This is a genomic window from Microbacterium sp. SY138, from assembly GCF_039729145.1.
GTDB classification, from domain to species: Bacteria; Actinomycetota; Actinomycetes; order Actinomycetales; family Microbacteriaceae; genus Microbacterium; species Microbacterium maritypicum_A.
Window position 1 is genome coordinate 2,299,279 of record NZ_CP155793.1, and the last position, 23,343, is coordinate 2,322,621.

Annotated in this window: 21 protein-coding genes; 9 read left to right on the plus strand and 12 right to left on the minus strand. The window is 69.1% G+C overall.

The genetic code is table 11. The features are described 5' to 3' along the window. The first annotated feature begins 11 nt into the window (after positions 1 to 11). The 4 genes from ABDC25_RS10955 to ABDC25_RS10970 are packed head-to-tail and all read left to right on the plus strand — an operon-like array spanning position 12 to position 3,410. Entirely contained in the window at positions 12 to 962 is a 951-nt protein-coding gene (locus ABDC25_RS10955; protein ID WP_021198506.1) for an ABC transporter permease, read from the plus strand. Next, positions 959 to 1,828, plus strand: a complete 870-nt coding sequence (locus tag ABDC25_RS10960) for an ABC transporter permease (protein WP_021198507.1) — start codon at positions 959 to 961, stop codon at positions 1,826 to 1,828. Before ABDC25_RS10955 ends, ABDC25_RS10960 begins: the two co-directional genes overlap by 4 nt. Further along, on the plus strand, positions 1,825 to 2,616 hold the full coding sequence (locus ABDC25_RS10965) for an ABC transporter ATP-binding protein (protein WP_029266363.1): 792 nt from the start codon (positions 1,825 to 1,827) through the stop codon (positions 2,614 to 2,616). The genes ABDC25_RS10960 and ABDC25_RS10965 overlap by 4 nt, the downstream gene beginning before the upstream one ends. Further along, positions 2,613 to 3,410: an ATP-binding cassette domain-containing protein gene (locus ABDC25_RS10970; protein WP_031206731.1), complete on the plus strand. Its 798-nt coding sequence runs from the start codon at positions 2,613 to 2,615 to the stop codon at positions 3,408 to 3,410. Before ABDC25_RS10965 ends, ABDC25_RS10970 begins: the two co-directional genes overlap by 4 nt. A gap of 30 nt (positions 3,411 to 3,440) precedes the next feature. Here the strand turns inward: ABDC25_RS10970 and ABDC25_RS10975 are convergent, their stop codons facing one another. Genes ABDC25_RS10975 through ABDC25_RS10985 form a run of 3 tightly spaced genes read right to left on the minus strand, consistent with a single transcriptional unit; the run spans position 3,441 to position 5,561 of the window. Next, positions 3,441 to 4,058 (minus strand): GNAT family N-acetyltransferase, encoded by a 618-nt coding sequence (locus tag ABDC25_RS10975; protein WP_021198510.1) that lies wholly within the window; start codon positions 4,056 to 4,058, stop codon positions 3,441 to 3,443. Between the two features lie 4 nt (positions 4,059 to 4,062). Beyond that, on the minus strand, positions 4,063 to 4,776 hold the full coding sequence (locus ABDC25_RS10980; RefSeq protein ID WP_021198511.1) for a uracil-DNA glycosylase: 714 nt from the start codon (positions 4,774 to 4,776) through the stop codon (positions 4,063 to 4,065). Between the two features lie 2 nt (positions 4,777 to 4,778). Continuing rightward, on the minus strand, positions 4,779 to 5,561 hold the full coding sequence (locus ABDC25_RS10985) for an SDR family oxidoreductase (RefSeq protein ID WP_029258481.1): 783 nt from the start codon (positions 5,559 to 5,561) through the stop codon (positions 4,779 to 4,781). A gap of 195 nt (positions 5,562 to 5,756) precedes the next feature. On the opposite strand from ABDC25_RS10985, the gene ABDC25_RS10990 reads away from it, so the two are divergent. The 3 genes from ABDC25_RS10990 (at position 5,757) to ABDC25_RS11000 (ending at position 9,560) form a co-directional block, all read left to right on the plus strand. Continuing rightward, on the plus strand, positions 5,757 to 7,079 hold the full coding sequence (locus tag ABDC25_RS10990) for a bifunctional o-acetylhomoserine/o-acetylserine sulfhydrylase (protein WP_021198513.1): 1,323 nt from the start codon (positions 5,757 to 5,759) through the stop codon (positions 7,077 to 7,079). A gap of 124 nt (positions 7,080 to 7,203) precedes the next feature. Continuing rightward, complete coding sequence (locus ABDC25_RS10995; RefSeq protein ID WP_021198514.1) at positions 7,204 to 8,148, plus strand: endonuclease/exonuclease/phosphatase family protein; 945 nt, start codon at positions 7,204 to 7,206, stop codon at positions 8,146 to 8,148. A gap of 206 nt (positions 8,149 to 8,354) precedes the next feature. Continuing rightward, positions 8,355 to 9,560, plus strand: a complete 1,206-nt coding sequence (locus ABDC25_RS11000) for a homoserine O-acetyltransferase (protein WP_347122957.1) — start codon at positions 8,355 to 8,357, stop codon at positions 9,558 to 9,560. A 10-nt stretch (positions 9,561 to 9,570) separates the two neighbouring features. Here the strand turns inward: ABDC25_RS11000 and ABDC25_RS11005 are convergent, their stop codons facing one another. The 6 genes from ABDC25_RS11005 to ABDC25_RS11030 are packed head-to-tail and all read right to left on the minus strand — an operon-like array spanning position 9,571 to position 14,340. Beyond that, positions 9,571 to 10,182 carry an NUDIX domain-containing protein gene (locus ABDC25_RS11005; protein WP_347122958.1) on the minus strand — a complete coding sequence of 204 codons (612 nt, stop codon included), beginning with the start codon at positions 10,180 to 10,182 and terminating at the stop codon, positions 9,571 to 9,573. A gap of 35 nt (positions 10,183 to 10,217) precedes the next feature. Beyond that, the gene (locus tag ABDC25_RS11010) at positions 10,218 to 11,447 is read right to left on the minus strand and encodes an MFS transporter (RefSeq protein ID WP_347122960.1); all 1,230 of its coding nucleotides are present in this window, start codon (positions 11,445 to 11,447) and stop codon (positions 10,218 to 10,220) included. 9 nt (positions 11,448 to 11,456) lie between these two features. Beyond that, the gene (locus ABDC25_RS11015) at positions 11,457 to 11,912 is read right to left on the minus strand and encodes a GNAT family N-acetyltransferase (RefSeq protein WP_292766405.1); all 456 of its coding nucleotides are present in this window, start codon (positions 11,910 to 11,912) and stop codon (positions 11,457 to 11,459) included. 13 nt (positions 11,913 to 11,925) lie between these two features. Continuing rightward, on the minus strand, positions 11,926 to 12,270 hold the full coding sequence (locus ABDC25_RS11020) for a thiamine-binding protein (RefSeq protein WP_021201024.1): 345 nt from the start codon (positions 12,268 to 12,270) through the stop codon (positions 11,926 to 11,928). Positions 12,271 to 12,274: 4 nt separating this feature from the next. Beyond that, entirely contained in the window at positions 12,275 to 13,510 is a 1,236-nt protein-coding gene (locus tag ABDC25_RS11025; RefSeq protein ID WP_347122961.1) for a hypothetical protein, read from the minus strand. Beyond that, positions 13,507 to 14,340, minus strand: a complete 834-nt coding sequence (locus tag ABDC25_RS11030) for an ADP/ATP-dependent (S)-NAD(P)H-hydrate dehydratase (RefSeq protein ID WP_347122962.1) — start codon at positions 14,338 to 14,340, stop codon at positions 13,507 to 13,509. The genes ABDC25_RS11025 and ABDC25_RS11030 overlap by 4 nt, the downstream gene beginning before the upstream one ends. A gap of 56 nt (positions 14,341 to 14,396) precedes the next feature. Between ABDC25_RS11030 and ABDC25_RS11035 the strand changes: the two genes are divergently transcribed. Continuing rightward, positions 14,397 to 15,464, plus strand: coding sequence for an NADH:flavin oxidoreductase/NADH oxidase (locus ABDC25_RS11035; protein ID WP_347122963.1), 1,068 nt, complete (start codon positions 14,397 to 14,399; stop codon positions 15,462 to 15,464). 71 nt (positions 15,465 to 15,535) lie between these two features. Here the strand turns inward: ABDC25_RS11035 and ABDC25_RS11040 are convergent, their stop codons facing one another. The 3 genes from ABDC25_RS11040 to ABDC25_RS11050 form a co-directional block, all read right to left on the minus strand. After that, the gene (locus ABDC25_RS11040) at positions 15,536 to 16,597 is read right to left on the minus strand and encodes a hemolysin family protein (RefSeq protein WP_021199869.1); all 1,062 of its coding nucleotides are present in this window, start codon (positions 16,595 to 16,597) and stop codon (positions 15,536 to 15,538) included. Continuing rightward, entirely contained in the window at positions 16,594 to 17,910 is a 1,317-nt protein-coding gene (locus ABDC25_RS11045) for a hemolysin family protein (RefSeq protein ID WP_021199868.1), read from the minus strand. Before ABDC25_RS11045 ends, ABDC25_RS11040 begins: the two co-directional genes overlap by 4 nt. A gap of 112 nt (positions 17,911 to 18,022) precedes the next feature. Continuing rightward, positions 18,023 to 19,477: a GuaB1 family IMP dehydrogenase-related protein gene (locus tag ABDC25_RS11050; RefSeq protein WP_347122965.1), complete on the minus strand. Its 1,455-nt coding sequence runs from the start codon at positions 19,475 to 19,477 to the stop codon at positions 18,023 to 18,025. 160 nt (positions 19,478 to 19,637) lie between these two features. Here ABDC25_RS11050 and ABDC25_RS11055 point away from each other — a divergent pair, with 160 nt between their 5' ends. Further along, positions 19,638 to 23,318 (plus strand): multifunctional oxoglutarate decarboxylase/oxoglutarate dehydrogenase thiamine pyrophosphate-binding subunit/dihydrolipoyllysine-residue succinyltransferase subunit, encoded by a 3,681-nt coding sequence (locus tag ABDC25_RS11055; protein ID WP_029258234.1) that lies wholly within the window; start codon positions 19,638 to 19,640, stop codon positions 23,316 to 23,318. Positions 23,319 to 23,343 lie beyond the last annotated feature (25 nt).

Genomic DNA, 23,343 nt, shown 5'->3' on the forward strand with positions numbered 1-23,343 from the left:
GTCACCCCTTCGTGATCCGCTATGCGCTCGTCCGAGGAGTCCTGCTCATCGCAGGGCTCCTCGTGTCGAGCGTGCTCATCTTCCTGACGCTCCGCGTCTTCCCCGGCGATGTCGCACAGCTCATCGCCGGCACCCAGGCCTCCCCCGCCGAGGTCGAGGCCCTGCGCGAATCCCTCGGATTGAACCGGCCTCTGCTCGCCCAGTACGCCGACTGGATCGGCGGCATCTTCCGCGGCGACCTCGGCACGTCTCTGCTGTCGGGCGCCTCCGTCGGCGAAGAGCTCCTCCTCAAGGCCCAGGTCACCGTCCCGCTCGGCATCATGTCGCTCCTGATCGCCGTGCTCATCGCCGTGCCCTTCGGCATCCTGGCCGCGCTCCTGCGCAACCGACGCGGCGGCACCGCGCTCAGCGTCGGCGCTCAGGCGCTGGCTGCCGTCCCCGTGGTGTGGGCCGGCATGATGCTCATCGTGGTCTTCTCGGTATGGCTGGGCTGGCTTCCACCGCAGGGGTTCCCCCGCACCGGCTGGTCGACGCCCGGAAGGGCGATCGAGTCGCTCCTGCTCCCCGCACTGACGATCGGGATCGTGGAGGGGGCGATGCTGATGCGATTCGTACGCAGTGCGACGCTCCAAGCCGCAGGACAGGACTTCGTCCGCACCGCCGCGGCGAAGGGGCTCACTCGCACCCGAGCGCTCATCCAGCACGGCATCCCGGCCGTCGGTCTCTCGATCATCACGGTGCTCGGCCTCCAGGTCGCCGGCATCATCGTCGGATCGGTCGTGATCGAGCAGCTGTTCACCCTCCCGGGGATCGGACGCATGCTCGTCGCCGATGTCGGAACGCGCGACCTCATCAAGGTGCAGAGCGAGCTGCTCGTGCTCACCGGATTCGTGCTGGTCGTGGGCTTCCTGGTCGACCTCGTGCACCGCGCGATCGACCCTCGACAGCGGGAGGCCGCATGACCCCGCGCTGGCTGGGCCGACTGTGGAACACCTCGACGGGGCGCTTCGGTGCCATCGTCGTCGTCGTGATCGCCCTCACCGCGCTCGTCGCCCTCTTCTGGACACCTTTCGATCCGCAGGCATCGGACATCGGCGATCGCTGGCTGCCGCCGAGCTGGCCGCATCTGCTGGGCACCGACGACACGGGTCGCGACATCCTGAGCCTGCTGATGGCGGGTGCCCGCACGACCGTCTTCGTGAGCATCGGAGCAGGGCTCGTCGCCACCGTGGTCGGTATCGCACTCGCAGCCCTCGGAGCACTGACCGCACGCTGGCTGCGTGAGACCGTGGCGGTACTCGTCGACATCCTGATCGCATTCCCCGTGCTGCTGATCGCCATGATGATCTCCTCGGTCTGGGGCGGATCCCTCTGGGTGGTGATCTGGGCGGTGGGAATCGGCTTCGGCGTCAACATCGCGCGCGTCACCCGCCCCGAGTTGCGCCGTGTGCAGCAGAGCGACTTTGTCCTGGCTGCGCGAGCCGCGGGGGTCACGCCTGCTCAGAGCCTCGTGCGACACCTGCTGCCGAACGTCGCCCCCGTCTTCATCGTGCAGCTGTCGTGGTCGATGGCGGTCGCAGTCCTCGCCGAAGCCGGTCTCTCGTATCTGGGTTTCGGCGCCTCGGTGGTCGAACCGAGCTGGGGCCTGCTGCTCGCCGACCTCCAACGGTATATCGGGGTGCATCCGCTGTCCGTGCTCTGGCCGGGGCTCACGATCACGATCACCGTCCTCGCGCTGAACCTGCTGGGCGACGGTCTGCGCGAGGCGACCGATCCGACGCTGCGGCATCGCGCCGCCGAGATCCACACCCCGGGGGTGGTCGCATGAGCCTCTCCGTGAAGGACCTCGTGGTCGAGATCGATGGGCGACACGTCGTCGACGGCATCTCCTTCGAGGTGCCCGACGGCGCGCGACTCGGACTCATCGGCGAGTCCGGGTCCGGCAAGTCCCTCACCGCGCTCGCTGTGCTGGGACTGCTCCCGGACGGCGCGACCACGAGCGGGAGCATCCGCTGGAACGGCACCGAGCTGGTGGGGATGCCGGATCGCGAGCTGGCCCGCCTTCGCGGCGACGACATCGGCATCGTGTTCCAGGAGCCGCGCACGGCACTGAATCCGATCAGGACCGTCGGGCGGCAGATCGCGGAATCGATCCGCATCCACGAGGGACTCGGGCGCCGCGAGGCCCGGGAGAGGGCGATCGCGGAAGCGGCACGGGTGCGGCTTCCCGACCCCGCGTCGATCGTGGACCGGTACCCGCATCAGCTCTCCGGCGGTCAACGCCAGCGTGTCGCCATCGCGATGGCACTCGCGTGTCGTCCGAGACTGCTCATCGCCGATGAACCGACGACCGCGCTCGACGTCACGATCCAGGCCGAGATCCTCTCCCTGCTGCTCGCGCTCGTCGCGGACGAGGGCATGTCCCTCGTGTTCATCACCCACGACCTCGCCGTGCTCGCACAGGTCGCGACCGAGGGAGTCGTGCTCGAACACGGGCACGTCGTCGAAGCCGCCCCGGTCTCGACCCTTCTCTCCGCACCGTCCTCGCCCATCACCCAGGGGTTGCTGCGGGATGCGACGGCGACCCTGTGGCGTCCGGACGGGGGTGCCGCGTGAGTCTGATCGAAGCCCGAGGGCTCAGTCGCGACTTCTTCGTCCCGAAACGCTCCGCATTCGAGCGCACCCGCACGCAGACCGCCCTGGCTCCCACCGACCTCGACATCGTCGAAGGATCGTCCGTCGGCATCATCGGCGAATCCGGATCGGGCAAGTCCACGCTGGTCAGGCTGCTGCTGGGACTGGACCGACCGACGTCCGGCACGATCGCCGTCGGCGGCCGCCCGGTCGACGCCACCGCATCGGCGAGGTCCCTGCATTGGCTGCGCCGCGAGACAGGGCTGGTGTTCCAGGACCCGTACGCGTCGCTCGACCCCCGGATGACGGCCGGCCAGATCGTGCGAGAACCGCTCTGGGCCCTCGGCATCGAGGGGGATCACCGCGCGCGTGTGCGGGAGGTGCTCGCCCGGGTCGGGCTCGAACCCGAGATGGGTGACCGCTATCCGCATGAGTTCTCGGGCGGGCAGCGGCAGCGGATCGCCCTCGCGCGAGCAATCGTGCATGGCCCGCGGATCCTGGTCGGCGACGAGCCGCTGTCGGCGTTGGACGTGACCGTTCGTGCCCAGATCCTCGAGCTGCTGATCGAACTGCGACACACGACCGCCCTCACGCTGGTTCTCGTGTCGCACGACATCGGAGTGGTGCAGAACCTGTGCGACACGGTCGTCGTGATGAAGGACGGCCATATCGTCGAGCGGGGCGCTACTCGCGACGTGCTCCTGCATCCGACACAGGACTACACGAAGAGGCTGCTCTCGGCCATCCCCGTCATCCCCGCCGGCCCCGGGCATTGAGAGAGCGATCGCGATACCGGACGAGCGTCCTCAGCGCCGCGAGCCAAAGAGCCCTCCCCGCCGCCGCCCTGTCGGCTTGAGCACGCGGCGCATGTACACGGTGCCGAGGTCTCGGCCGAACTTGTACCCGACGCGTCCCATCCGTCCCGCTTCGACGAAGCCGAGCTTCTCGTGCAGTCGAATCGACGCCTCCGCACCGTGGTCGCTGATGACCGCGACCATCTCTCGGAGGCCGATCTGCTCGCAGGCATCGATGAGCGCCTGCAGCAACGCCGCCCCCAGGCCTTTGCCTCCCGCACCGGGACCGAGGTAGATCGAATCCTCGACGGTGTACTTGTAGGCGTTCTTGCCTGCCCATGGCTGCGCGAGGGCGTAGCCCATCACCTCGCCGCCCGGGGACACCGCGACGAGAAACGGAAGCTCGAGCCGGGCGAGCAGAGCGTACTTGTCGCGCCAGTAGGGAATGCTGCTGCGTCGCTCGTCGAGTGTCACGGCCGAATTGCTCACGAAGTGGTTGTAGATCTCGCGCACATGGGGCAGGTCGGCAGGCCGCGCGGCGCGGATCGTGTACGAGAAGATCTCGGGCGCGGGCGCAGGCCGCAGGTGGCGCGGCAGGACACGACGACGGTCCCCCGGCTCGAACTGCATGCGCTCAGCTTAGAGAGGGAGAGGCTTCGCCTTCCACCCTCCAGTCCACGGGCTCGGCACCCCGTTCCTCGAGGAGGGCGTTCGCCCGCGAGAACGGACGTGATCCGAAGAAGCCGCGGCGGGCCGAGAGCGGGGATGGATGAGCCGAGGAGATGACCGGCGTCTCCCCGAGGAGGGGCCGCAGGTTGGCTGCGTCCTTCCCCCACAGGATCGCGACGAGCGGCTGATCGCGCGCGACGAGCGCACGGATCGCGAGCTCCGTGACCTTCTCCCACCCCCACCCTCTGTGAGAGGCCGCCTCACCGGGACGCACGGTGAGCACACGGTTGAGCAGGAGGACGCCCTGATCGCTCCACGCCGTCAGATCACCGTGCGGTGCGGGAGGGATGCCCAGGTCGGTCTCGCGCTCCTTGTAGATGTTCGAGAGACTGCGCGGCAGCGGGCGCACATCGCGATCGACGGCGAACGAGAGTCCGATGGGATGTCCGGGCGTGGGGTAGGGATCCTGCCCGGTGATGAGGACGCGGACGTCGGACAGCGGCCGCTGGAAGGCCCTGAGCACGTTCGCGCCCGCCGGCAGGTATCCCCGCCCTGCCTCCTGCTCGTCGCGGAGCCGCTCCCCCAGGGAGGTGATCGTGTCCTGGACGGGGGCCAGCGCCTCCGCCCATCCGGCGTCGATCAGCCCGCCCTCGGCGAGCTCTGCGAGAGTCTGGGCCATCGTCAGTCGATGGAGCGCACCCGCAGCGGGCCGCGGGCGAGCAGGTGCTGCGCGGACTGCGCTACCGGCCGCATCGTGATCAGGTCGAGGTTCACGCGTCCGGGCGACTCCAGCGCATACGCGATCACGTCGGCGACGTCGTCGGCGACGAGCGGGGCGTCGACACCCGCGTACACGGCCTCGGCAGCGACCGAGTCTCCGCCCAGGCGATTGAGCGTGAACTCCTCGGTGTGCACCATTCCCGGCGCCACCTCGACCACACGGATCGGCTCGCCGTTGAGTTCCTGACGGAGCACCTTCACCAGCATCGACTCCGCGGCCTTCGCGGCGTTGTAGCCTGCACCGCCGGCGTACGCGGTCTGCGCAGCCGTGGAGGTGACGAAGATCGCATCCGCGTGACCGTCCGCTGCCGCGGCTCGGCGCAGGAGCGGGAGCAGACCCGCGACGAGACGCTGGCTCGCCAGCACGTTCGCGTCGAACATCCACTGCCAGTCGTCGACCGATGCGTCCTCGATGCGGTCGGTGCCGCGAGCACCGCCGGCGACCTGGACGAGAGCGTGCACGGGGCCCGACCGCTCGAGTTCGCCCACGAGCGCGTCGACGGCGGAGGCATCGGTGAGGTCGCAGGCGATGGCCGAGGCTCCGGTCTCCGCGGCGAGCGCCGACAGTCGGTCCTCGCGTCGCGCGACCCCCACGACGTCCCATCCCCGGGCACGGAGGGCACGCACCGTCGCCGCGCCGATGCCCGAACTCGCACCTGTCACCACTGCTCGTCTGTTCACCATGCCTCCACCGTACGGCGTTCTCCCCGGAATGCGGACTCCCCCCTGGGGTTGTCGTCGATCGATCCGCCGCAGGATTCCGGGCCTCCGCTCTGTTACGTCACATTTCCCGTCTGTTGTTGACAGACAGCGATATTCCGTACTGTCGCTGCAACGGCATCCGCCACACGACCTTCCGACCACTCCTGGGGGAATCACATGTCCGCACCCGAGTCCTGGCGTTTCGAGACCAAGCAGATCCACTCGGGCGCTGCCCCCGACCCGGTCACCAAGGCACGTGCCACGCCGATCTACCAGACCACCTCGTACGTGTTCGACAGTGCGGACCATGCGGCTAACCTGTTCGCCCTCGCGGAGTTCGGCAACATCTACACCCGCATCCAGAACCCGACGCAGGACGTGCTCGAGCAGCGTCTCGCCGCGCTCGAAGGCGGCACCGGTGCTCTCGTGCTCGCCAGCGGCCAGGCAGCGTCGACCTTCGCGGTCCTGAACATCGCGCAGGCCGGCGACCACTTCGTCGCGTCGAGCTCCATCTACGGCGGCACCTACAACCTCTTCAAGTACACGCTCGCGAAGCTCGGCATCGAGGTCACGTTCGTCGAGAACCAGGACGACCCCGAGGAGTGGCGTCGAGCGGTCCGCCCGAACACGAAGCTGTTCTTCGCGGAGACGATCGGAAACCCGCAGATCAACATCCTCGACATCCGCACCGTCGCCGATGTGGCCCACGAGAACGGCGTCCCGCTGATCGTCGACAACACGATCGCCACCCCGTACCTGATCCGTCCGTTCGAGTTCGGCGCCGACATCGTCGTGCACTCGGTCACGAAGTTCCTCGGCGGCCACGGCACCACGATCGGCGGCGTCATCATCGACGGCGGAAAGTTCGAGTGGTCGAAGAACGTCGACAAGTTCCCCGGCCTCACGGTGCCGGACCCCTCGTACCACGGCGCCAGCTACACCGCCGCCGTCGGCGACCCGCTCGCGTACATCATCAAGGCCCGCGTGCAGCTCCTGCGCGACCTCGGATCCGCTATCGCCCCGCAGAGCGCCTGGAACCTCATCCAGGGCGTCGAGACCCTGTCCCTGCGCATCGAGCGCCACGTGCAGAACGCCCAGGAGATCGCCGAGTGGCTCGACGGCCGCGACGATGTCGCGACGGTCAACTACTCTGGTCTGCCCTCTTCACCCTGGTACGCCAAGGCGAACGAGTACGCGCCCAAGGGCGTCGGCGCCGTGCTGTCGTTCGAGCTGAAGGGCGGCGTCGAAGCCGGACGCGAGTTCGTGAACAGCCTGTCGCTGTTCAGCCACCTCGCCAACATCGGCGACGTGCGCTCGCTCGTCATCCACCCCGCATCGACCACGCATGCGCAGCTGACGCCGGAGCAGCAGCTCACCGCCGGAGTCACGCCGGGCCTGGTCCGACTCTCCGTCGGCATCGAGAACGTCGACGATCTCAAGGCCGACCTCGAGCAGGCTCTCGCCGCGGCCCGCGCCGTGTCGGAGGCCGCGCGCGCCTGACCCGCACACCCCACGAGATGCCCCGGAGCCCGAGCTCCGGGGCATCTTCGCGTGCAGGCGACGTCTTCACCCGGCCGACCCACAGGCGACGGCCTCGACAATGGAAGACCGCCGTGAGGAGAGCATGATCGACGTCGAACACCGACCGCCGCGCGTCCGACGCGTGACGACGACCCGCGCGCGATGGCTCGCCGCCGCTGGCGTCGCCGTGCTGCTCGTCATCGCCGGCGGCTGGATCCCCGGAATCGTCGGCACAGCGGTCGCTGCCGCCCTCCCCTGGCTCGGTCTCGTGCTTCTCGCACTGCTGATCGCCGCGCTGTTCCTCGCCCGCCGAGTGGTCGTCGTGATCCTGGTTCCCGCACTCCTGTGGATCCTCGCGATGGCACCGGCTCTTCCCGCCCTCCCCGGTCCGACGGGGTCGGAGTCGGCCTCCGCTTCCGGGCTGACGGTCGTGAGCCAGAACGTGAGGGCGCGATCCGGCGGGGCCGCCGCATCCGCGACCGAGCTCGCGCAGAGCGGCGCCGATGTGATCGCCCTCGTGGAGCTCGATGGAGACAGCCTCTCCGCGGCGCAGAACGCCCTCGCCGGGCAGTACCCGCATTCGTACACGGTCGGAACCGTCGGTGTGTGGAGCAGATATCCCCTCGCGAACGCCGAGCCCCTGACGCTGGGACTCAGTTGGAAGCGTGCGCTCCGTGTCGAGGTGCAGGTGCCGTCCGCGCCGGTCGCCGTCTACGTGATGCACGCCGCGTCGGTGCGGCCGGGGCACCAGCAGGACCGCGACACGATGCTGAGCGGACTCGCGGACCGGGTCGGCTCCGACCCTGCGGACTCCCTCATCGCCGTCGGCGACTTCAACGCACCGTCGACCGATCCGAGCCTGACGGCCTTGCGCGCGGAAGCCGATTGGGTGCGTCCGACGGATGGGAGCCTCGGGCTCACCTGGCCCGTCGCCTTCCCCCTCGTACGCATCGACCAGGTCTTCGTCCGCGGCCTCGATGTCGTCACGTCGGGCACGATACGGGCGGGGAACAGCGATCATCTCGCCACCCTGACCCGAGTGCGCTGATACACCTGCCGACGACCGACGACCGCGACCGACGACCGACGACCGACGACCGCGACCGACGACCGACGACCGACGACCGACGACCGACGCGACGATGCCGACCCGACGGATCCCGACGGGCCGCCTCGATCGTCGCGGTCGGGAGAGTCGGGACATCGGAGCGTAACCTGCCACCGACGGGTCCCGGACCAGGCGAGAATGGGAGCATGGACTGGCAGACGACCTCCGAGGACACGGTGCCCTCGGCGCCCGTGACGGAGGCCGACGTCAGGCTGCTCCGTGCCCGCCCGCCGGCGACCGGAGCATGGCGTGACGGAGACCCGGTGGGCGGTCGCCGGTTCGCCGCCTTCGGCGCCTTCTCGACGGAGAGCGGCGCCGAGCTCCCCGGCATCCGCATCGCCTACGAGTCCTGGGGCGAGCTGAACACGGCACGGGACAACGCCGTGCTCGTGCTGCACGCGCTCACCGGGGACAGCCATGTGCGCGGCGCAGCGGGATCCGGGCACCCCACCGCGGGCTGGTGGGAGGACATCACGGGTCCGGGAGCTCCGCTCGACACGGACCGCTGGTTCGTGATCGCCCCGAACATGCTGGGCGGCTGCCAGGGCTCGACGGGCCCCGCGAGCGTCGCCCCCGACGGCTACGAGTGGGCCTCCCGCTTCCCCTACCTCACGATCCGTGACCAGGTCGCCGCCCAGGTCCGCCTGGCGGATGCGCTCGGCATCGAGAGCTGGGCCGCTGTCATCGGCGGTTCCATGGGCGGGATGCATGCGCTGGAGTGGGCGGCCACACATCCCGAGCGCGTGCAGCGCCTCGCCGTGCTCTCATCTCCCCCGGTGACCACCGCCGACCAGATCGCGCTCAACACCGTGCAGTTGGAGACCATCCGGATGGATCCGCGGTTCCAGGGCGGCGAGTACTACGACCTCGGTGACGGCGACGGCCCACACCGTGGCCTCGCACTGGCCCGGCGCATGGCGCTGCTGAACTACCGCAGCCCGATCGAGCTCAACCAGCGTTTCCAGCGTTCGTGGCAGTCCGACGTGTCGCCGCTCGGGCACGGCGGTCGCTTCGCCGTGGAGTCGTATCTCGACTTCCACGGCAACAAGTTCACACGCCGCTTCGACGCGAACAGCTACATCACGCTCGTCGAAGCCATGAACTCGCACGATGTCGGTCGCGGGCGAGGTGGCGTCGAAGAAGCTCTGCACGCCGTCACCGCCACCACGCTGGTGCTCGGCATCGACAGCGACCGCCTCTTCCCCGTCGACGGGCAGCAGCGCATCGCCCGCAGCATCCCGAACGTCATCGACGACGAGGCCGTCGTCATCACCAGCGACTTCGGGCACGACGGCTTCCTCATCGAGACCGAGGCCGTGGGCGCGAACCTACGACGTCTGCTCGACAGCTGAGCCCGATCCCTCAGGCCTCGACGAACCGCCACGGCAGGGCACCCGCCTCGAGGCGTCCCTGCTCCCAGGCGAAGGCACGCCCGGCTTCGGACTCGAGCACCCGGGTCTGGAACAGCTGCGCCGCACCGCCCGACGACAGGGCCGATTCCACGTCGCTGAACGCCGCAAGCTGGTGGAGCGTGATCCACGTCGGCGGATACAGCGTCCACTCCCCCGCCGCGTGCCTCGCGAGCGCCTCTCCCGGCGGCACCCAGGCGATCTCCACGACCTCGTCGGCAGCGGGCGAAGGCTCTCCGGCCGGCGCCTCGGCGAGGAAGAACCAGGTGCGGATACGCGTGGGGGCCTCCACCGGCGGCTGCCACTCGGAGAGCACCACGAGGTCGTCGACAGCGAGGCCCACCTCCTCGCGCGTCTCCCTGATCGCGGCACGGCGCGCGTTCTCGGACTCGTCGTCGCCGTCGTGGACGTCGCCCGGTTCGACCTTGCCCCCGGGGAAGACCCATGCACCCGCGAACGACCCGCGATCGGGTCGACGCATCAGCAGCACCTCGAAGGCGGGATCCGACGCGCGCAGCAGCACAGCAGTGCCGGCGACGGGCAGGGACAGCTCGGGGGCACTCACCCCGTCACTCTACGACCGGACCGACCGCGGCGAAACTACGAGGCGACGAGCTCCGCTGCCGCCGGGCGACGTCCTTCGACGCGGTACGAGAGCAGCGCGATCAGCAGACCGGCCACGGCGAGCGCGGCACCGGTCCATGCCGGTGCGGTGAAGCCCCAGCCGGCGGCGATGACGACGCCCCCGAGGAACGCGCCCAGGCTGTTGCCGATGTTGAGCGCCGAGTGGTTCATGGCTGCGGCGATCGACTGGTTGTCGCCCGCCACGTCCATGAGCCGGGTCTGGATCGTCGGGCTCAGCACGGAGGAGACGAACCCGACCACCAGCACCACCGCGGCCAGGCTGACGATCCAGAACGACAGGAACGCCAGCAGCGCGAAGACCACGGCCATGGCGGCGAGTCCGAAGAGCAGCGTGCGGCGCAGGTCGATGTCGGCGAGGTGACCGCCGACGAGGTTTCCCGCCGTCATCCCGAGCCCCATGAGCACGAGGACGATCGGCACCACCCACTCCGGGGAGCCGGAGACCTCGGTCACCAGCGGGGCGATGTAGCTGTAGACGGCGAAGAATCCGCCGAAACCGATCGCGCCGACGCCCAGGGTGAACCACACCTGCGGGATACGGAACACCCGCAGTTCCTGGCGCATCGTGCGCCCCGGGTCTCCCGGATGTTCCGGGACGAAGAGCGCGATGCAGAGGGTGGCGAGAGCGAAGACGAGCGCCACGACGGCGAAGGCGGAGCGCCAGCCCCACTGCTGCCCGAGGAACGTCCCCAACGGCACGCCCACGACGTTGGCGACCGTGAGGCCGGTGAGGATGAACGCCACACCCTTGGCGCGGTTGCCCGGCCCCATCACATCGGCGGCCACGAGCGCACCGATGCCGAAGTATGCACCGTGCGGCAGCCCGGCGAGGAAGCGCGACGCGGCGACGAGCTCGAACGTGGGCAGCACGACCGTGAGGGCGTTGAACACCGTCAACGCGAGGGCCAGCACGATCATCACCCGATGCCGCGGGTAACGCGCGACGAAGCCGGCGATGGTCGGTGCGCCCACCACCACGCCGAGCGCGTAGAGCGAGATCAGCCAGCCGGCCTGGCTCAGCGCATCTTCCTGGCTGGTCGCCCAGAGCGAAGACAGCAGGTCGGCGGCGATGTTGGGCAGCAGGCCCATGACCACGAATTCGGTCATGCCGATGCCGAAGCTGCCGATGGCGAGGGAGAGGAGCGCCCACTTCGCCGCACCCCTCGATTCAGTCGAGGGATTCACCGGATCAGCTTAGCGGCCGTCGGACCCGGAGGTCGCCCGCCCTGCGCGATCGAGCGTCATGAAGACATCAACGTCGTCCTGGGTGTCGACGACGAAACCGTGGCGTTCGTAAAGACGGCGCGCCGGGCTGCCCTGGAGCACGTTGAGTCGATACGGGGTCGCGTCATCGAGCACGATCCCCAGCACGCGGTCACCGAGACCACGGCCCTGATGCGAGGTCGCGATGTAGAAGTGCTCCAGCCAGCGGGACTCCCCCTCCGCACGGATGGCGACCGAGCCGACATCGGTGCCGTCCACGACGATGATCCGGGTCTGCGTCGGTTCGAACGCATCACGGAACCGCTGCCGGACGCGGGTCTCGTCGAAACGCCCCAGCCGCTCCAGGTCGGCCCGAAGCACTTCGGCGCGGAGTTCCGCGATCCACTCGGAGTCGTCGGCCGTCGCCGGTCGAAGAGCGATCGACATGGACGACGGGGAATCAGTCACCGGACTCCTCGACCGTTGCTTCGTCGATGGCTGCTTCCAGCCGCTCGATCTTCGCGTCCAGCTCTCCGGAGTAGCCCGGGCGGATGTCGGCCTTGAGCACGAGCGAGACCCGCGAGCCGAAGGGCATCACGGCCTCGGTCGCACGCTTCACGACGTCCATGACCGTGTCCCAGTCCGGTCCCTCGATCTCGGTGAACATGCTCGTGGTGCGGTGCGGCAGTCCGGACTCGCGCACCACCCGCACGGCGGCGGCCACGGCGTCATGCACGGAGGCATCGGTGCGCTCTGCTCCCGCGGAGGGGGTGCCGCTCGGGGCGACGGAGAAGGCGATCAGCATGGTTTCACTCCTGGGTTTTCGGATGGCGGACAGGCACGCGCAGGAGAGCGCGGGCTGCGAGGACGAGCAGGACGACGAGAAGGATGTTGCGCACCGTGAGGACGGCGACCGAGAGGGCGTCGGCCCGCAGCAGCCCGTCGTAGCCGATCGGATAGACGAGGCACGTGAGCAGGCAGAGCGCGAGGACGAGGACGGCGGGAACGCGTGCTCGGGCCCGATCGAGCACGAGCCACAGGATCACCGGAGCGATCAACCAGGTCTGGAACTGCGGTGAACCGACCTTGTTGGTGACGATCAGAAGCGTCACCAGTGTGAGAGCGAGCGGAGGGAACAGTCTCGGGAAGCTCGCGCCGCGCACCGCCTTGAGTGCCCCGACCGCAGTCACCGCGAGCACCGCGATCGCCATGAGGGGTGTGAGCGCCGCGGCGACGACGTCGACCCCCGGCGCGGTGATCTGGAAGGTCAGGATCTCGAAGCTGTACTCGATGCGGGCGGCGCCGGCGACCGCGAGCCACAGGAAGGGGGTGGCGGCCACGGCTTCGATCTGCAGCCCTCGTCCGGTCTGCTCGGTCAGGAAGCCGAGGACCTCGGTGTCTGCCCCGAGCAGGAGCAGAGTCGCGACGACCCCGACACTGACGACGGCGGCGGCGACCAGCACCCGCACGCGCGCGCGGAGCGCGACGACGGCGGCGAGCACGAGCGCACCGGGCCAGATCTTGATCCATGCCCCGATCGTGAGGAGAGCGGCTCCGACAGCGGGCCGCGACACGAGCCAGAGTCCGCCGATCACGGCGATCGGGACGGTGATCGCATCGATCCGGTAGAGCGCGATCGGTCCGAGGAGCACCAGTGCGCCGCACCAGAACCAGGCCGCGACACGGCGCGCGTGCGAGGGCGCGCGCCCCACCAGCACAGCGAAGGCGACAGCGTCGAGGATGACGACCAGGACCGCCCATCCGACAAGATACGCACTGGATACTCCGAGCAGAGGCACGAGCGGCGCGGAGAGCACGGCGGCGACGAGCATCGGCACGAGGGCGAGCTGAGGGTAGACCCATGTCTCGGTGACACCGACGATCGGCCCCCCACCGAGTGCAGAGGACGCCCAGGGCTCGTACACGAGCACCACATCGCCCATGGGCTGGCTGGGGTAGACCCAGCCGGCCCATGCGGTCAGCGCGTGCACGACGAGGAAGACGCTCCACAGCGCGACCACCCGGGCCGTCGACGCGCGATTCACGCCAGGACGTCCGCGATCGCGAGTGGAAGGGCCTCGGCCACGTCCATCGCGACGATCGGATGCCCCGTCCCGCCGTCACGCACGCCGGCGGCGATACGCCCGGCGTGGCCGTGCAGCCATGCTCCGGCCGCGGCGACCTCGGCGATCGGGCGTCCGGGGTTCGCCGCGAGCACAGCACCCAGCGCGCCGGCGAGGACGTCGCCCGTCCCCGCGGTGGCCAGCCAGCCGGTCCCCGCTTCGACGGCGATGACCGTCCCGTCCGGGGCCGCGATCAGCGTACGCGCGCCCTTGAGCAGCACGGCGCCCCCGAGCGTGTCCGCCATGTGCCGCGCGGCCTGCGCGCGATCCTCCGCGGTCGAGGACATTCCGAGCCTCTCCTGCAGCCGGACGAACTCCCGCGCGTGGGGCGTCACGAGGAACGGCGCCGTCGCGCGTTCGGCGAGATCGAGCGCTCCGGCGTCGATCACGACGGCGGCGGTGCCGGAGAGGATCTCCCGCAGAGCACCGGATTCCGTGTCGCTGCGGTGCGCCGGGTCCGTCCCCGATCCGATCACCCAGGCGTCGACCCTCGAACGCCCCGTGTCCGCCCCGGCGACGGTCTCCGGTCGCCGGGCGAGAACGGCATCCGCCACCCGCTCCGCGCCCACGTAGCGGACGAAGCCCGCCCCGGCCCGCCACGCCGCCTCGACGCCGAGCACCGCGGCACCGGGATACGCGGGCGATCCGGTGCGCAGCGCCACCACGCCACGGGCGTACTTGTCGTCATCCGCGGTCGGCGCACGCAACAACCGCGCCGTGTCGCCGCGTGTCCACTCGCGCACCTCGAACATGACTCCACGTTAGTGCGACGGCCCGTCCTGCACCCGCGCGGCGGTACCGTCGAACCGTGAGTCTTCTCTTCTCCCCGCTGCGCATCCGTTCCGTCGACTTCCGCAACCGCCTCTGGGTCTCGCCCATGTGCATGTACAGCGCGGTCGACGGCGTGGCCCAGGAGTGGCATCACACGCACCTCGTACAGTTCGCGTCCGGCGGCGCGGGACTCATCATCGCCGAGGCGACGGCCGTGGCCCCCGAGGGACGGATCTCACCGCGTGACCTGGGGCTCTGGGATGACGCGCAGCGCGACGCCCTCGCCCCGATCGTCCAGGCGATCCATGACCGCGGAGCCCACGCCGGCATCCAACTCGCCCATGCCGGCCGCAAAGCATCGACGTGGTGGCCCTGGGCACCCGAACGCGGATCGGTGCCGGCCGTCGATGGTGGGTGGACGACATCCGCTCCCTCGGCCATCGCCTTCGACGGCTTCGACGAGCCGGTCGCCCTCGACCTCGCCGGGATCGACCGCGTGGTCGACGCATTCGCGTCCGCCGCGAGACGCGCGACGGACGCCGGGTTCGACGTGCTGGAGGTGCACGGGGCGCATGGGTACCTCCTGCACCAGTTCCTGTCTCCCCTGTCGAACCGGCGCAGGGACGAGTACGGCGGCTCGCTCGAGAACCGTGCCCGCCTGCTGCTGCGCGTCGTCGACGCGGTCCGCGAAGCCGTAGGAGCCGATGTGCCGTTGTTCGTGCGCATCTCCGCCACCGATCATGCCGACGGCGGGTTCACACCCGAGGAAGCGGCGATCGTCGGCGACTGGGCCGCGCAGCGAGGTGCCGATCTGATCGACGTCTCGAGTGGCGGCCTGGTCGCGCACCAGCGGATCAGTGTCTTCCCCGGCTATCAGGTCCCGCTCGCCGAGACCGTGCGTCAGGGCGGTCGGATCCCGGTATCGGCGGTCGGTCTCATCACCGCGGCGTCCCAGGCCGAGCAGGTGCTCAGCGAGGGAGCCGCGGATGCGATCTTCGCCGGACGGGAGTGGCTGCGCGACCCCCATTTCGCGCTCCGTGCTGCGCACGAGCTCGACGCCGAGATCGTCTGGCCACCGCAGTACGAGCGCGCCCGCCTGCGCTGAACAGTGCCCGGACGACGAAGGCCGCCGATCCCCTGAGAGGGGTCGGCGGCCTTCGTCCGTCCGAGCGACGATCAGCGTCCGCGGAAGCGACGGGTCGCGTCCTGCACCTCCCCGACCAACTCCTCGAGGATGTCCTCGAGGAACAGCACGGCGGTGGTGTTGCCCTGCGCGTCACGAACCTTCGCCAGATGCCGACCCGCGCGACGCATGACCGCGAGGGCGTCCTCGAGATCCGTGTCCTCCTGCACCGGCACCATGTGGTGGATGCGCTTGGCTGGAACCGGCTCGACCATCTTGGCCTCGGCGTCGGGGCCTTCGGACGCGCGGAGGATGTCCTTCAGGTGCACATAGCCGATCGGTACGGATGCGTCGTCGACGATCACGTAGCGCGAGAACCCGTATCGTGCGACCGCCTTCTCGATGTCGTCGGGCGTCGTCGATTGGGGCAGCGTGACCAGATCGCTCAGTGGCACCGCGACGTCCCGCGCCTTCTTGTCGGTGAACTCGACCGCTGCGGCGACTGTTCCCGCCGTGTCCATGAGCACGCCTTCGCGACGCGACTGGCTGACGATGGTCGCGACCTCATCGAGCGTGAACGTCGATGCGGCCTCGTTCTTGGGCTCGACCCGGAACAGGCGCAGGACGCCGTTGGCTGCCGCGTTGAGCACCCAGATCACGGGCATGAACACCTTCGACACCCACACCAGCGGTGGGGCGAGGATCAGCACGGCACGGTCCGGCACCGAGAACGCCAGGTTCTTCGGCACCATCTCGCCGAACACCACGTGCAGGAAGGACACGATCACCAATGCGATCGTGAACGACACGGCGTCGACCGCACCGTCCGGCCACCCGAGCGCGTGCAACGGCACGGAGAGCAGATGGTGGATCGCCGGCTCGGACACATTGAGGATGAGAAGCGAGCAGATCGTGATGCCCAGCTGCGACGTCGCGAGCATCAGCGTCGCGTGTTCCATCGCATACAGTGCGGTCTTCGCGGCGCGCGAGCCCTGGTCGGCTCGAGGCTCGATCTGCGATCGCCTGGCCGAGATCACCGCGAACTCGGCACCGACGAAGAACGCATTCGCGACCAGGAGCACGACGAGCCAGGCGAGTCCTGCCCAATCGCTCATCGGGTCACCTCCTCATCGCCATCGAGCGGATTCGGCACGTAGCGCACCCGATCCACCCGTCTGCCATCCATGCGGACCACCTGCAGCACGCCGCTGTCGAGAGAGACCTCGTCGCCCACCGCGGGCACGCGCTCGAGCACGCTCATGACGTAGCCGCCGACGGTGTCGTACACATCACCCTCGGGTACTTCCACACCGGCACGGCGACGCAGCTCGTCCGGGCGCAGCTCTCCGGGGAACGTGACGCCCTCCCGGTTGCGGATGACTCCCGCGCGGGTGCGATCGTGCTCATCGGCGACCTCTCCGACGAGTTCTTCGACGAGGTCTTCCAAGGTCACCAGCCCCGCGGTCCCGCCGTACTCGTCCACGACGATCGCGAGTTGATAACCGCGCGCACGAAGTTCCGCGATCAGGGCGTCGACGTGCACGGTCTCCGGAACGCGGAGCGGTTCCGTCGCGAGAGCGCCCACCGGCACCTCCGTGCGCCGCTCGCGCGGAACCGAGATGGCGGCTTTCAGGTGCACGACGCCCGTGATGTCGTCGAGGTCGTCGTCGTACACGGGGAAGCGGCTGTGGCCCGTGCGTCGCGCGAGCTGGATGACGTCGTCCACCGAGTCGCCTGCAGCGATCGCGTGCATGCTCGGTCTGGCCGTCATCACGTCGGCGGCCGTGAGGCGCGAGAACATGAGGGTGCGGTCGAGCAGCGAGGCGGTGTCGGCCTCCAGCAGGCCCGCGTTGGCGGACCGCCGCACGAGCGATGACAGCTCCTCCGCGCTGCGGGCGCCTGACAGCTCTTCCTTCGGCTCGATCCCCATGCCGCGCAGTACGCCGTTCGCACTGCCGTTGAGCACCACGACGGCCGGTTTGAACACGGTCGTGAACGCGATCTGGAAAGGGATCACGAGCTTCGCCGTGGCCAGCGGCAGAGCGAGGGCGAAGTTCTTGGGGACGAGTTCGCCGAGGATCATCGAGAGCACCGTCGCCACCAGCATCGCCACGATGGTCGCGATCGGCGCGACGGCCGCTTCAGGGAGGTTCCAGGCGATGAGGGTCGGGCGCAGGAGGTTCGACAGCGCCGGCTCCATCGTGTAACCGGTCAGAAGCGTCGTGAGCGTGATGCCAAGCTGGGCCGCCGAGAGATGCGTCGATGTGTGCCTGAGGGCGCTGATCGTGAGCGAGAGCCGCGATTCACCGCGTGCCTGCCTGGCTTCGAGTTCGGCGCGATCGAGGTTCACCAATGCGAACTCGCTCGCCACGAAGAGGCCGGTGCCGACCGTGAGCAGGAGCCCCACGCCCAACATGATGTAGTCCATCAGAGGTTCCTCTCCTGTGAGAGAGGCGGACAGTGGGGCGATGTTCTACAACTGGGAGGGTCGTCCATTATGCCGACGATTGTACCGAAGACGACGGGGAGTGCGCTCGCGGTCACCAGCTGACCGGCAGCGCCTTGCCCTCTTCGTAGCCGGCCGCCGACTGCAGGCCCACCACTGCGCGCTCATGGAACTCCGGTACAGACGAGGAGCCGGCGTAGGTGAAGGATGAGCGGACACCGGAGGTGATCATGTCGAGAAGGTCTTCGATCCCGGGACGGAGCGGGTCGAGATAGATCTTCGATGAGGAGATGCCCTCGGCGAAGAGCTCCTTGCGAGCACGCTCGTAAGCGTCGAGGCGACCGAAGCGCGCCTGGACGGCCTTGGTCGACGCCATGCCCCAGGACTCCTTGAACAGACGCCCCTCTGCGTCGCGCTGCAACTCCCCCGGTGCCTCGATGGTGCCGGCGAACCAGGATCCCACCATGACGGAGGCCGCGCCGGCGGCGAGGGCCAGAGCGACATCGCGCGGATAGCGCACGCCACCGTCGGCCCAGACGTGCGCACCGAGCTCGCGTGCCGCCTGCGCGGTCTCGAGCACGGCGGAGAACTGCGGGCGGCCGACCGCGGTCATCATGCGGGTGGTGCACATGGCGCCGGGGCCGACGCCGACTTTGAGGATCGAGGCCCCCGCGTCGACCAGATCGGCCACGCCGTCGGCGGTGACGATGTTGCCTGCGACGACGGGGAGGCCGAGGTCGAGCTCGGCGATCGCGCGCAGAGCCCGCAGCATCCCCTCCTGGTGGCCGTGGGCGGTGTCGACGACCAGAACGTCGACGCCTGCCGCCGCGAGTGCCTTGGCCTTGGCCGCGACGTCGCCGTTGATCCCGACGGCCGCGGCGACCGCGAGGCGCCCATCGGAATCGACCGCAGGGCGGTAGAGCGTCGAGCGCAGCGCACTCCGGGCGCTCAGCGTTCCGACGAGGTGTCCGTGGTGCACGACGGTCACCATCTCGACGCCTGCGTCGGTGATCACGTCAAACGCGTGCCGCTCCGAGCCGATGTCGTCCGCGTCGATCGCCGGCGTGCCGTGGTGCACGAGATCGCCGAGCTGCGCATCGGGGAGCGCCGTGGCCAGGCGGGTCGCCGGGAGGATCCCGAGGATGCGCTCGACGTCGATCGGCGCCGTCCCGCGGGCGACGACGATCCCGTGACCGCTGGTCGCCGGGAGCAGACGGAGCGCATCGGCCGCCGATGCTTCGGGAGGCAGCACGATGGGCGTGTCCCAGAGCACGGGCTGCGACTTCACCTCGCGGATCGCCGCATCGAGATCCTGCAGCGGCAGGTCCTGGGGCAGCACGCCGAGCGCGCCACGCCGCGCGAGCACGGCTGCGATGCGCGGACCGGTCACGGAGTTCATGTTCGCGGCGACGAGTGGCAGGGTCGCCGGGGTGCCGTCCTGCGGGGCGAGATCGACCTGGAGACGGCTGGTGACCGCGGATCTGCGCGGTACGAGGAAGACGTCGGAGTAGGTCAGATCGACGGTCGGCTGCTCTCCAGAGAACTTCATGCTTCCACGGTACCCAGATCGCGACGCGGTGGGCGCTCAGCTTCGACGATTCCCATAGCGAAACACGTTAGGCTTGTTGGTCGAGAGTGTGCGGGCCCGAACGCATCCTGCGTCGACGTCCGCACCAGAGAGCTTCAGCGATGAAAGAGGGCGATCGAGAGTGTCGAACCAGGTGACCGGCGTCAACGGCGACGGGGGGTTCGGAGCCAATTCCTGGCTCGTTGAAGAGCTCTACGAGCAGTTCAAGGTGAACCGCGACTCCGTCGACAAGGAGTGGTGGCCCATCCTGGAGAAGTACCACTCCGAGACGGCTTCCGCAGCTCCCACGGCAACACCCGATGCGCCGGCGGCGGCTCATCCCGTCACCGCACCGATCCCGGTGATCGGTTCGCAGCCGGTGGCGCGCACGACGGCCAAGCCCGCCGCTGCCGCGCCGATCCCCGCCCAGGCCCCGAAGCCGGCGAAATCCGAGTCGAAGGACGCTCCGGCACCCGCCGAAGAGGACAAGGTCACGCCGCTGCGCGGTCTGCCCAAGACCCTCGCCGCGAACATGGACGAGTCGCTCACCGTCCCGACCGCCACCAGCGTTCGCACCGTGCCGGCCAAGCTGATGATCGACAACCGCATCGTCATCAACAACCACATGGCACGCACCCGCGGCGGCAAGGTGAGCTTCACCCACCTCATCGGTTGGGCGCTCATCCGGACACTCGACGAGTTCCGCAGCCAGAACGTGTTCTACGCGGAGGTCGACGGAAAGCCCTCCGTGGTCGCGCCGGCGCACGTCAACCTCGGCATCGCGATCGACCTGCCCAAGCCCGACGGCACACGCGCCCTCATGGTGCCCAGCATCAAGCGCGCCGACACCCTCACCTTCACCGAGTACCTCTCAGCATACGAAGACCTGGTCACCCGCGCCCGCGGCAACAAGCTGACGGCCGGCGACTTCCAGGGCACCACGGTGTCGCTGACGAACCCGGGTGGCATCGGAACCGTGCACTCGGTGCCGCGTCTGATGAAGGGCCAGGGCTGCATCATCGGCGCCGGCGCCCTCGAGTACCCCGCCGAGTTCCAGGGCGCGAGCGAGAAGACGCTCAACGAGCTGGCGATCGGCAAGACGATCACGCTCACGAGCACCTACGACCACCGCGTCATCCAGGGCGCCGGCTCCGGCGAGTTCCTGAAGAAGGTGCACGAGCTGCTCATCGGCCAGCGCGGGTTCTACGACGACATCTTCGCGGCCCTGCGCATCCCCTACGCGCCGATCCGCTGGAACCCCGACATCGCCGTCGACCTCGCCGAACGCGTCGACAAGCAGTCCCGTGTGCAGGAGCTCATCAACTCGTTCCGTGTGCGCGGACACCTGATGGCCGACATCGACCCGCTCGAGTACGTGCAGCGCTCGCACCCCGACCTCGAGATCGAGAGCCACGGCCTCACCTTCTGGGACCTGGACCGCGAGTTCGTCACCGGCGGGTTCGGCGGTCGGCGCATCGCGAAGCTCCGCGACATCCTCGGGGTGCTCCGCGACTCGTACTGCCGCACGCTCGGTATCGAGTACATGCACATCCAGGACCCGGAGCAGCGTCGCTGGTTCCAGGAGAAGGTGGAGGTCAAGTACCAGAAGCCCGGCCACGACGAGCAGCTGCGGGTTCTCCGCAAGCTCAACGAGGCCGAGGCCTTCGAGACCTTCCTGCAGACCAAGTTCGTCGGTCAGAAGCGCTTCTCGCTCGAGGGCGGCGAATCGCTCATCCCGCTGCTCGACGAGATCCTTCAGGGCGCCGCGACCGCCGGCCTCGAGGGCGCCGCGATCGGCATGGCGCACCGCGGCCGTCTGAACGTGCTCACCAACATCGCCGGCAAGACCTACGGCCAGGTGTTCCGTGAGTTCGAGGGCACGCAGACCCCGGGCAACCAGCGCGGTTCCGGCGACGTCAAGTACCACCTCGGCACCGAGGGCACCTTCGTCGCCGACGACGACTCCGAGCTTCCGGTCTACCTGGCCGCCAATCCCTCGCACCTCGAGACCGTCGATGGCGTGCTGGAAGGCATCGTCCGCGCCAAACAGGACCGCAAGCCGATCGGCACCTTCGCCTGGCTGCCGATCCTCGTGCACGGCGACGCGGCCTTCGCCGGTCAGGGTGTCGTGGTCGAGACGCTGCAGATGTCGCAGCTGCGCGGCTACCGCACCGGTGGCACGATCCACGTGGTCGTGAACAACCAGGTCGGATTCACCACGACGCCGAACGACGGCCGCACGTCGATCTACTCGACCGACGTCGCCAAGACGATCCAGGCGCCGGTGTTCCACGTGAACGGCGACGACCCCGAGGCCGTCATCCACGTCGCGCAGCTCGCGTTCGAGTACCGCGAGCGCTTCCACCGTGACGTCGTGATCGACCTCGTCTGCTACCGCCGACGTGGTCACAACGAGGGCGACGACCCCTCGATGACGCAGCCGTTGATGACCGACCTCATCCAGGCGAAGCGTTCCGTCCGCCGCCTGTACACCGAGTCGCTCGTCGGCCGTGGTGACATCACCGAGCAGGAGTACGACGAGGCCAAGGCCGATTTCCAGAACCGCCTGGAGATCGCGTTCGCCGAGACGCACGCCGCCGAGACCGGCGCTCTGCCGATCGCTCCGGAGCAGGCCCCCGTCGACGACCAGGTCGGTGCCCCCGAGATCACCGGTGTGCCGAGCGAGGTCATCCAGATGATCGGCGACGCCTTCGTGAACAAGCCCGAGGGCTTCACGGTGCACCCGAAGATCCAGCAGCTGCTGGACAAGCGCCTCGACATGAGCCGAAACGGCAACATCGATTGGGGCTTCGGCGAACTGCTCGCATTCGGTTCGCTGCTGGTGGAGGGAACGCCCGTCCGGCTCGCCGGCCAGGACGCTCGCCGCGGCACGTTCGTGCAGCGGCACGCGACCCTGCACGACCGTGCGAACGGCCAGGAATGGCTGCCGCTGTCGAACCTCTCCGACGCTCAAGGGCGCTTCTTCGTCTACGACTCGCTGCTCAGCGAGTACGCCGCCCTCGGCTTCGAGTACGGCTATTCGGTGGAGGCTCCCGAGGCGCTCGTGCTCTGGGAGGCCCAGTTCGGCGACTTCGTCAACGGTGCCCAGTCGGTCATCGACGAGTACATCTCGGCCGCCGAGCAGAAGTGGGGACAGCAGTCCAGCGTGACCCTGCTCCTCCCCCACGGCTACGAAGGCCAGGGGCCGGACCACTCGTCGGCACGCATCGAGCGCTTCCTGCAGATGTGCGCGCAGGACAACATGATCGTGTCGCGTCCGTCGACCCCCGCGTCGTACTTCCACCTGCTGCGCCGCCAGGCCTACGCCCGACCGCGCAAGCCGCTCATCGTCTTCACACCGAAGGCGATGCTGCGTCTGCGCGGCGCGACGAGCCCGGTCGAGGCGTTCACGCAGGGTCGTTTCGAGCCGGTCATCGATGACGACCGCGGGCTCGACCGCACCGCCGTCAAGCGGGTGCTCGTGCACTCGGGCAAGGTGCACTGGGATCTGCGTGCCGAGCTCGAGAAGAACCCGAACCCCGAGGTCGCCCTCGTCCGGCTCGAGCAGCTGTACCCGACGCCGATCGACGAGCTCAAGGCCATCACCGACTCCTACCCGAACGCCGAACTGGTGTGGGTGCAGGAAGAACCGGAGAACCAGGGCGCCTGGCCGTTCCTGGCGCTCGCCTTCGCCGACGTTCCCGGAGACCGCTCGTTCCGCCCGGTGTCGCGCCCGGCCTCGGCATCGCCGGCGACCGGATCCTCGAAGGTCCACGCGGCTGAGCAGGCCGCGCTGATCCGCGCGGCGGTCACCCTCGGCTGATCGTCAGACGAGAAGGGGCGCCGCG

What these genes read in the sequence shown, in the direction of transcription:
- ABDC25_RS10965 (WP_029266363.1), top strand. Translation starts at nt 1,825, where the DNA reads ATGAGCCTCTCCGTGAAGGACCTCGTGGTCGAGATCGATGGGCGACAC.
- ABDC25_RS11015 (WP_292766405.1), bottom strand. Translation starts at nt 11,912, where the DNA reads ATGTCGATCGCTCTTCGACCGGCGACGGCCGACGACTCCGAGTGGATC.
- ABDC25_RS10990 (WP_021198513.1), top strand. Translation starts at nt 5,757, where the DNA reads ATGTCCGCACCCGAGTCCTGGCGTTTCGAGACCAAGCAGATCCACTCG.
- ABDC25_RS11045 (WP_021199868.1), bottom strand. Translation starts at nt 17,910, where the DNA reads ATGGACTACATCATGTTGGGCGTGGGGCTCCTGCTCACGGTCGGCACC.
- ABDC25_RS11020 (WP_021201024.1), bottom strand. Translation starts at nt 12,270, where the DNA reads ATGCTGATCGCCTTCTCCGTCGCCCCGAGCGGCACCCCCTCCGCGGGA.
- ABDC25_RS10985 (WP_029258481.1), bottom strand. Translation starts at nt 5,561, where the DNA reads ATGGTGAACAGACGAGCAGTGGTGACAGGTGCGAGTTCGGGCATCGGC.
- ABDC25_RS11000 (WP_347122957.1), top strand. Translation starts at nt 8,355, where the DNA reads ATGGACTGGCAGACGACCTCCGAGGACACGGTGCCCTCGGCGCCCGTG.
- ABDC25_RS11040 (WP_021199869.1), bottom strand. Translation starts at nt 16,597, where the DNA reads ATGAGCGATTGGGCAGGACTCGCCTGGCTCGTCGTGCTCCTGGTCGCG.
- ABDC25_RS10960 (WP_021198507.1), top strand. Translation starts at nt 959, where the DNA reads ATGACCCCGCGCTGGCTGGGCCGACTGTGGAACACCTCGACGGGGCGC.
- ABDC25_RS10995 (WP_021198514.1), top strand. Translation starts at nt 7,204, where the DNA reads ATGATCGACGTCGAACACCGACCGCCGCGCGTCCGACGCGTGACGACG.
- ABDC25_RS11030 (WP_347122962.1), bottom strand. Translation starts at nt 14,340, where the DNA reads ATGTTCGAGGTGCGCGAGTGGACACGCGGCGACACGGCGCGGTTGTTG.
- ABDC25_RS10975 (WP_021198510.1), bottom strand. Translation starts at nt 4,058, where the DNA reads ATGCAGTTCGAGCCGGGGGACCGTCGTCGTGTCCTGCCGCGCCACCTG.
- ABDC25_RS11050 (WP_347122965.1), bottom strand. Translation starts at nt 19,477, where the DNA reads ATGAAGTTCTCTGGAGAGCAGCCGACCGTCGATCTGACCTACTCCGAC.
- ABDC25_RS10980 (WP_021198511.1), bottom strand. Translation starts at nt 4,776, where the DNA reads ATGGCCCAGACTCTCGCAGAGCTCGCCGAGGGCGGGCTGATCGACGCC.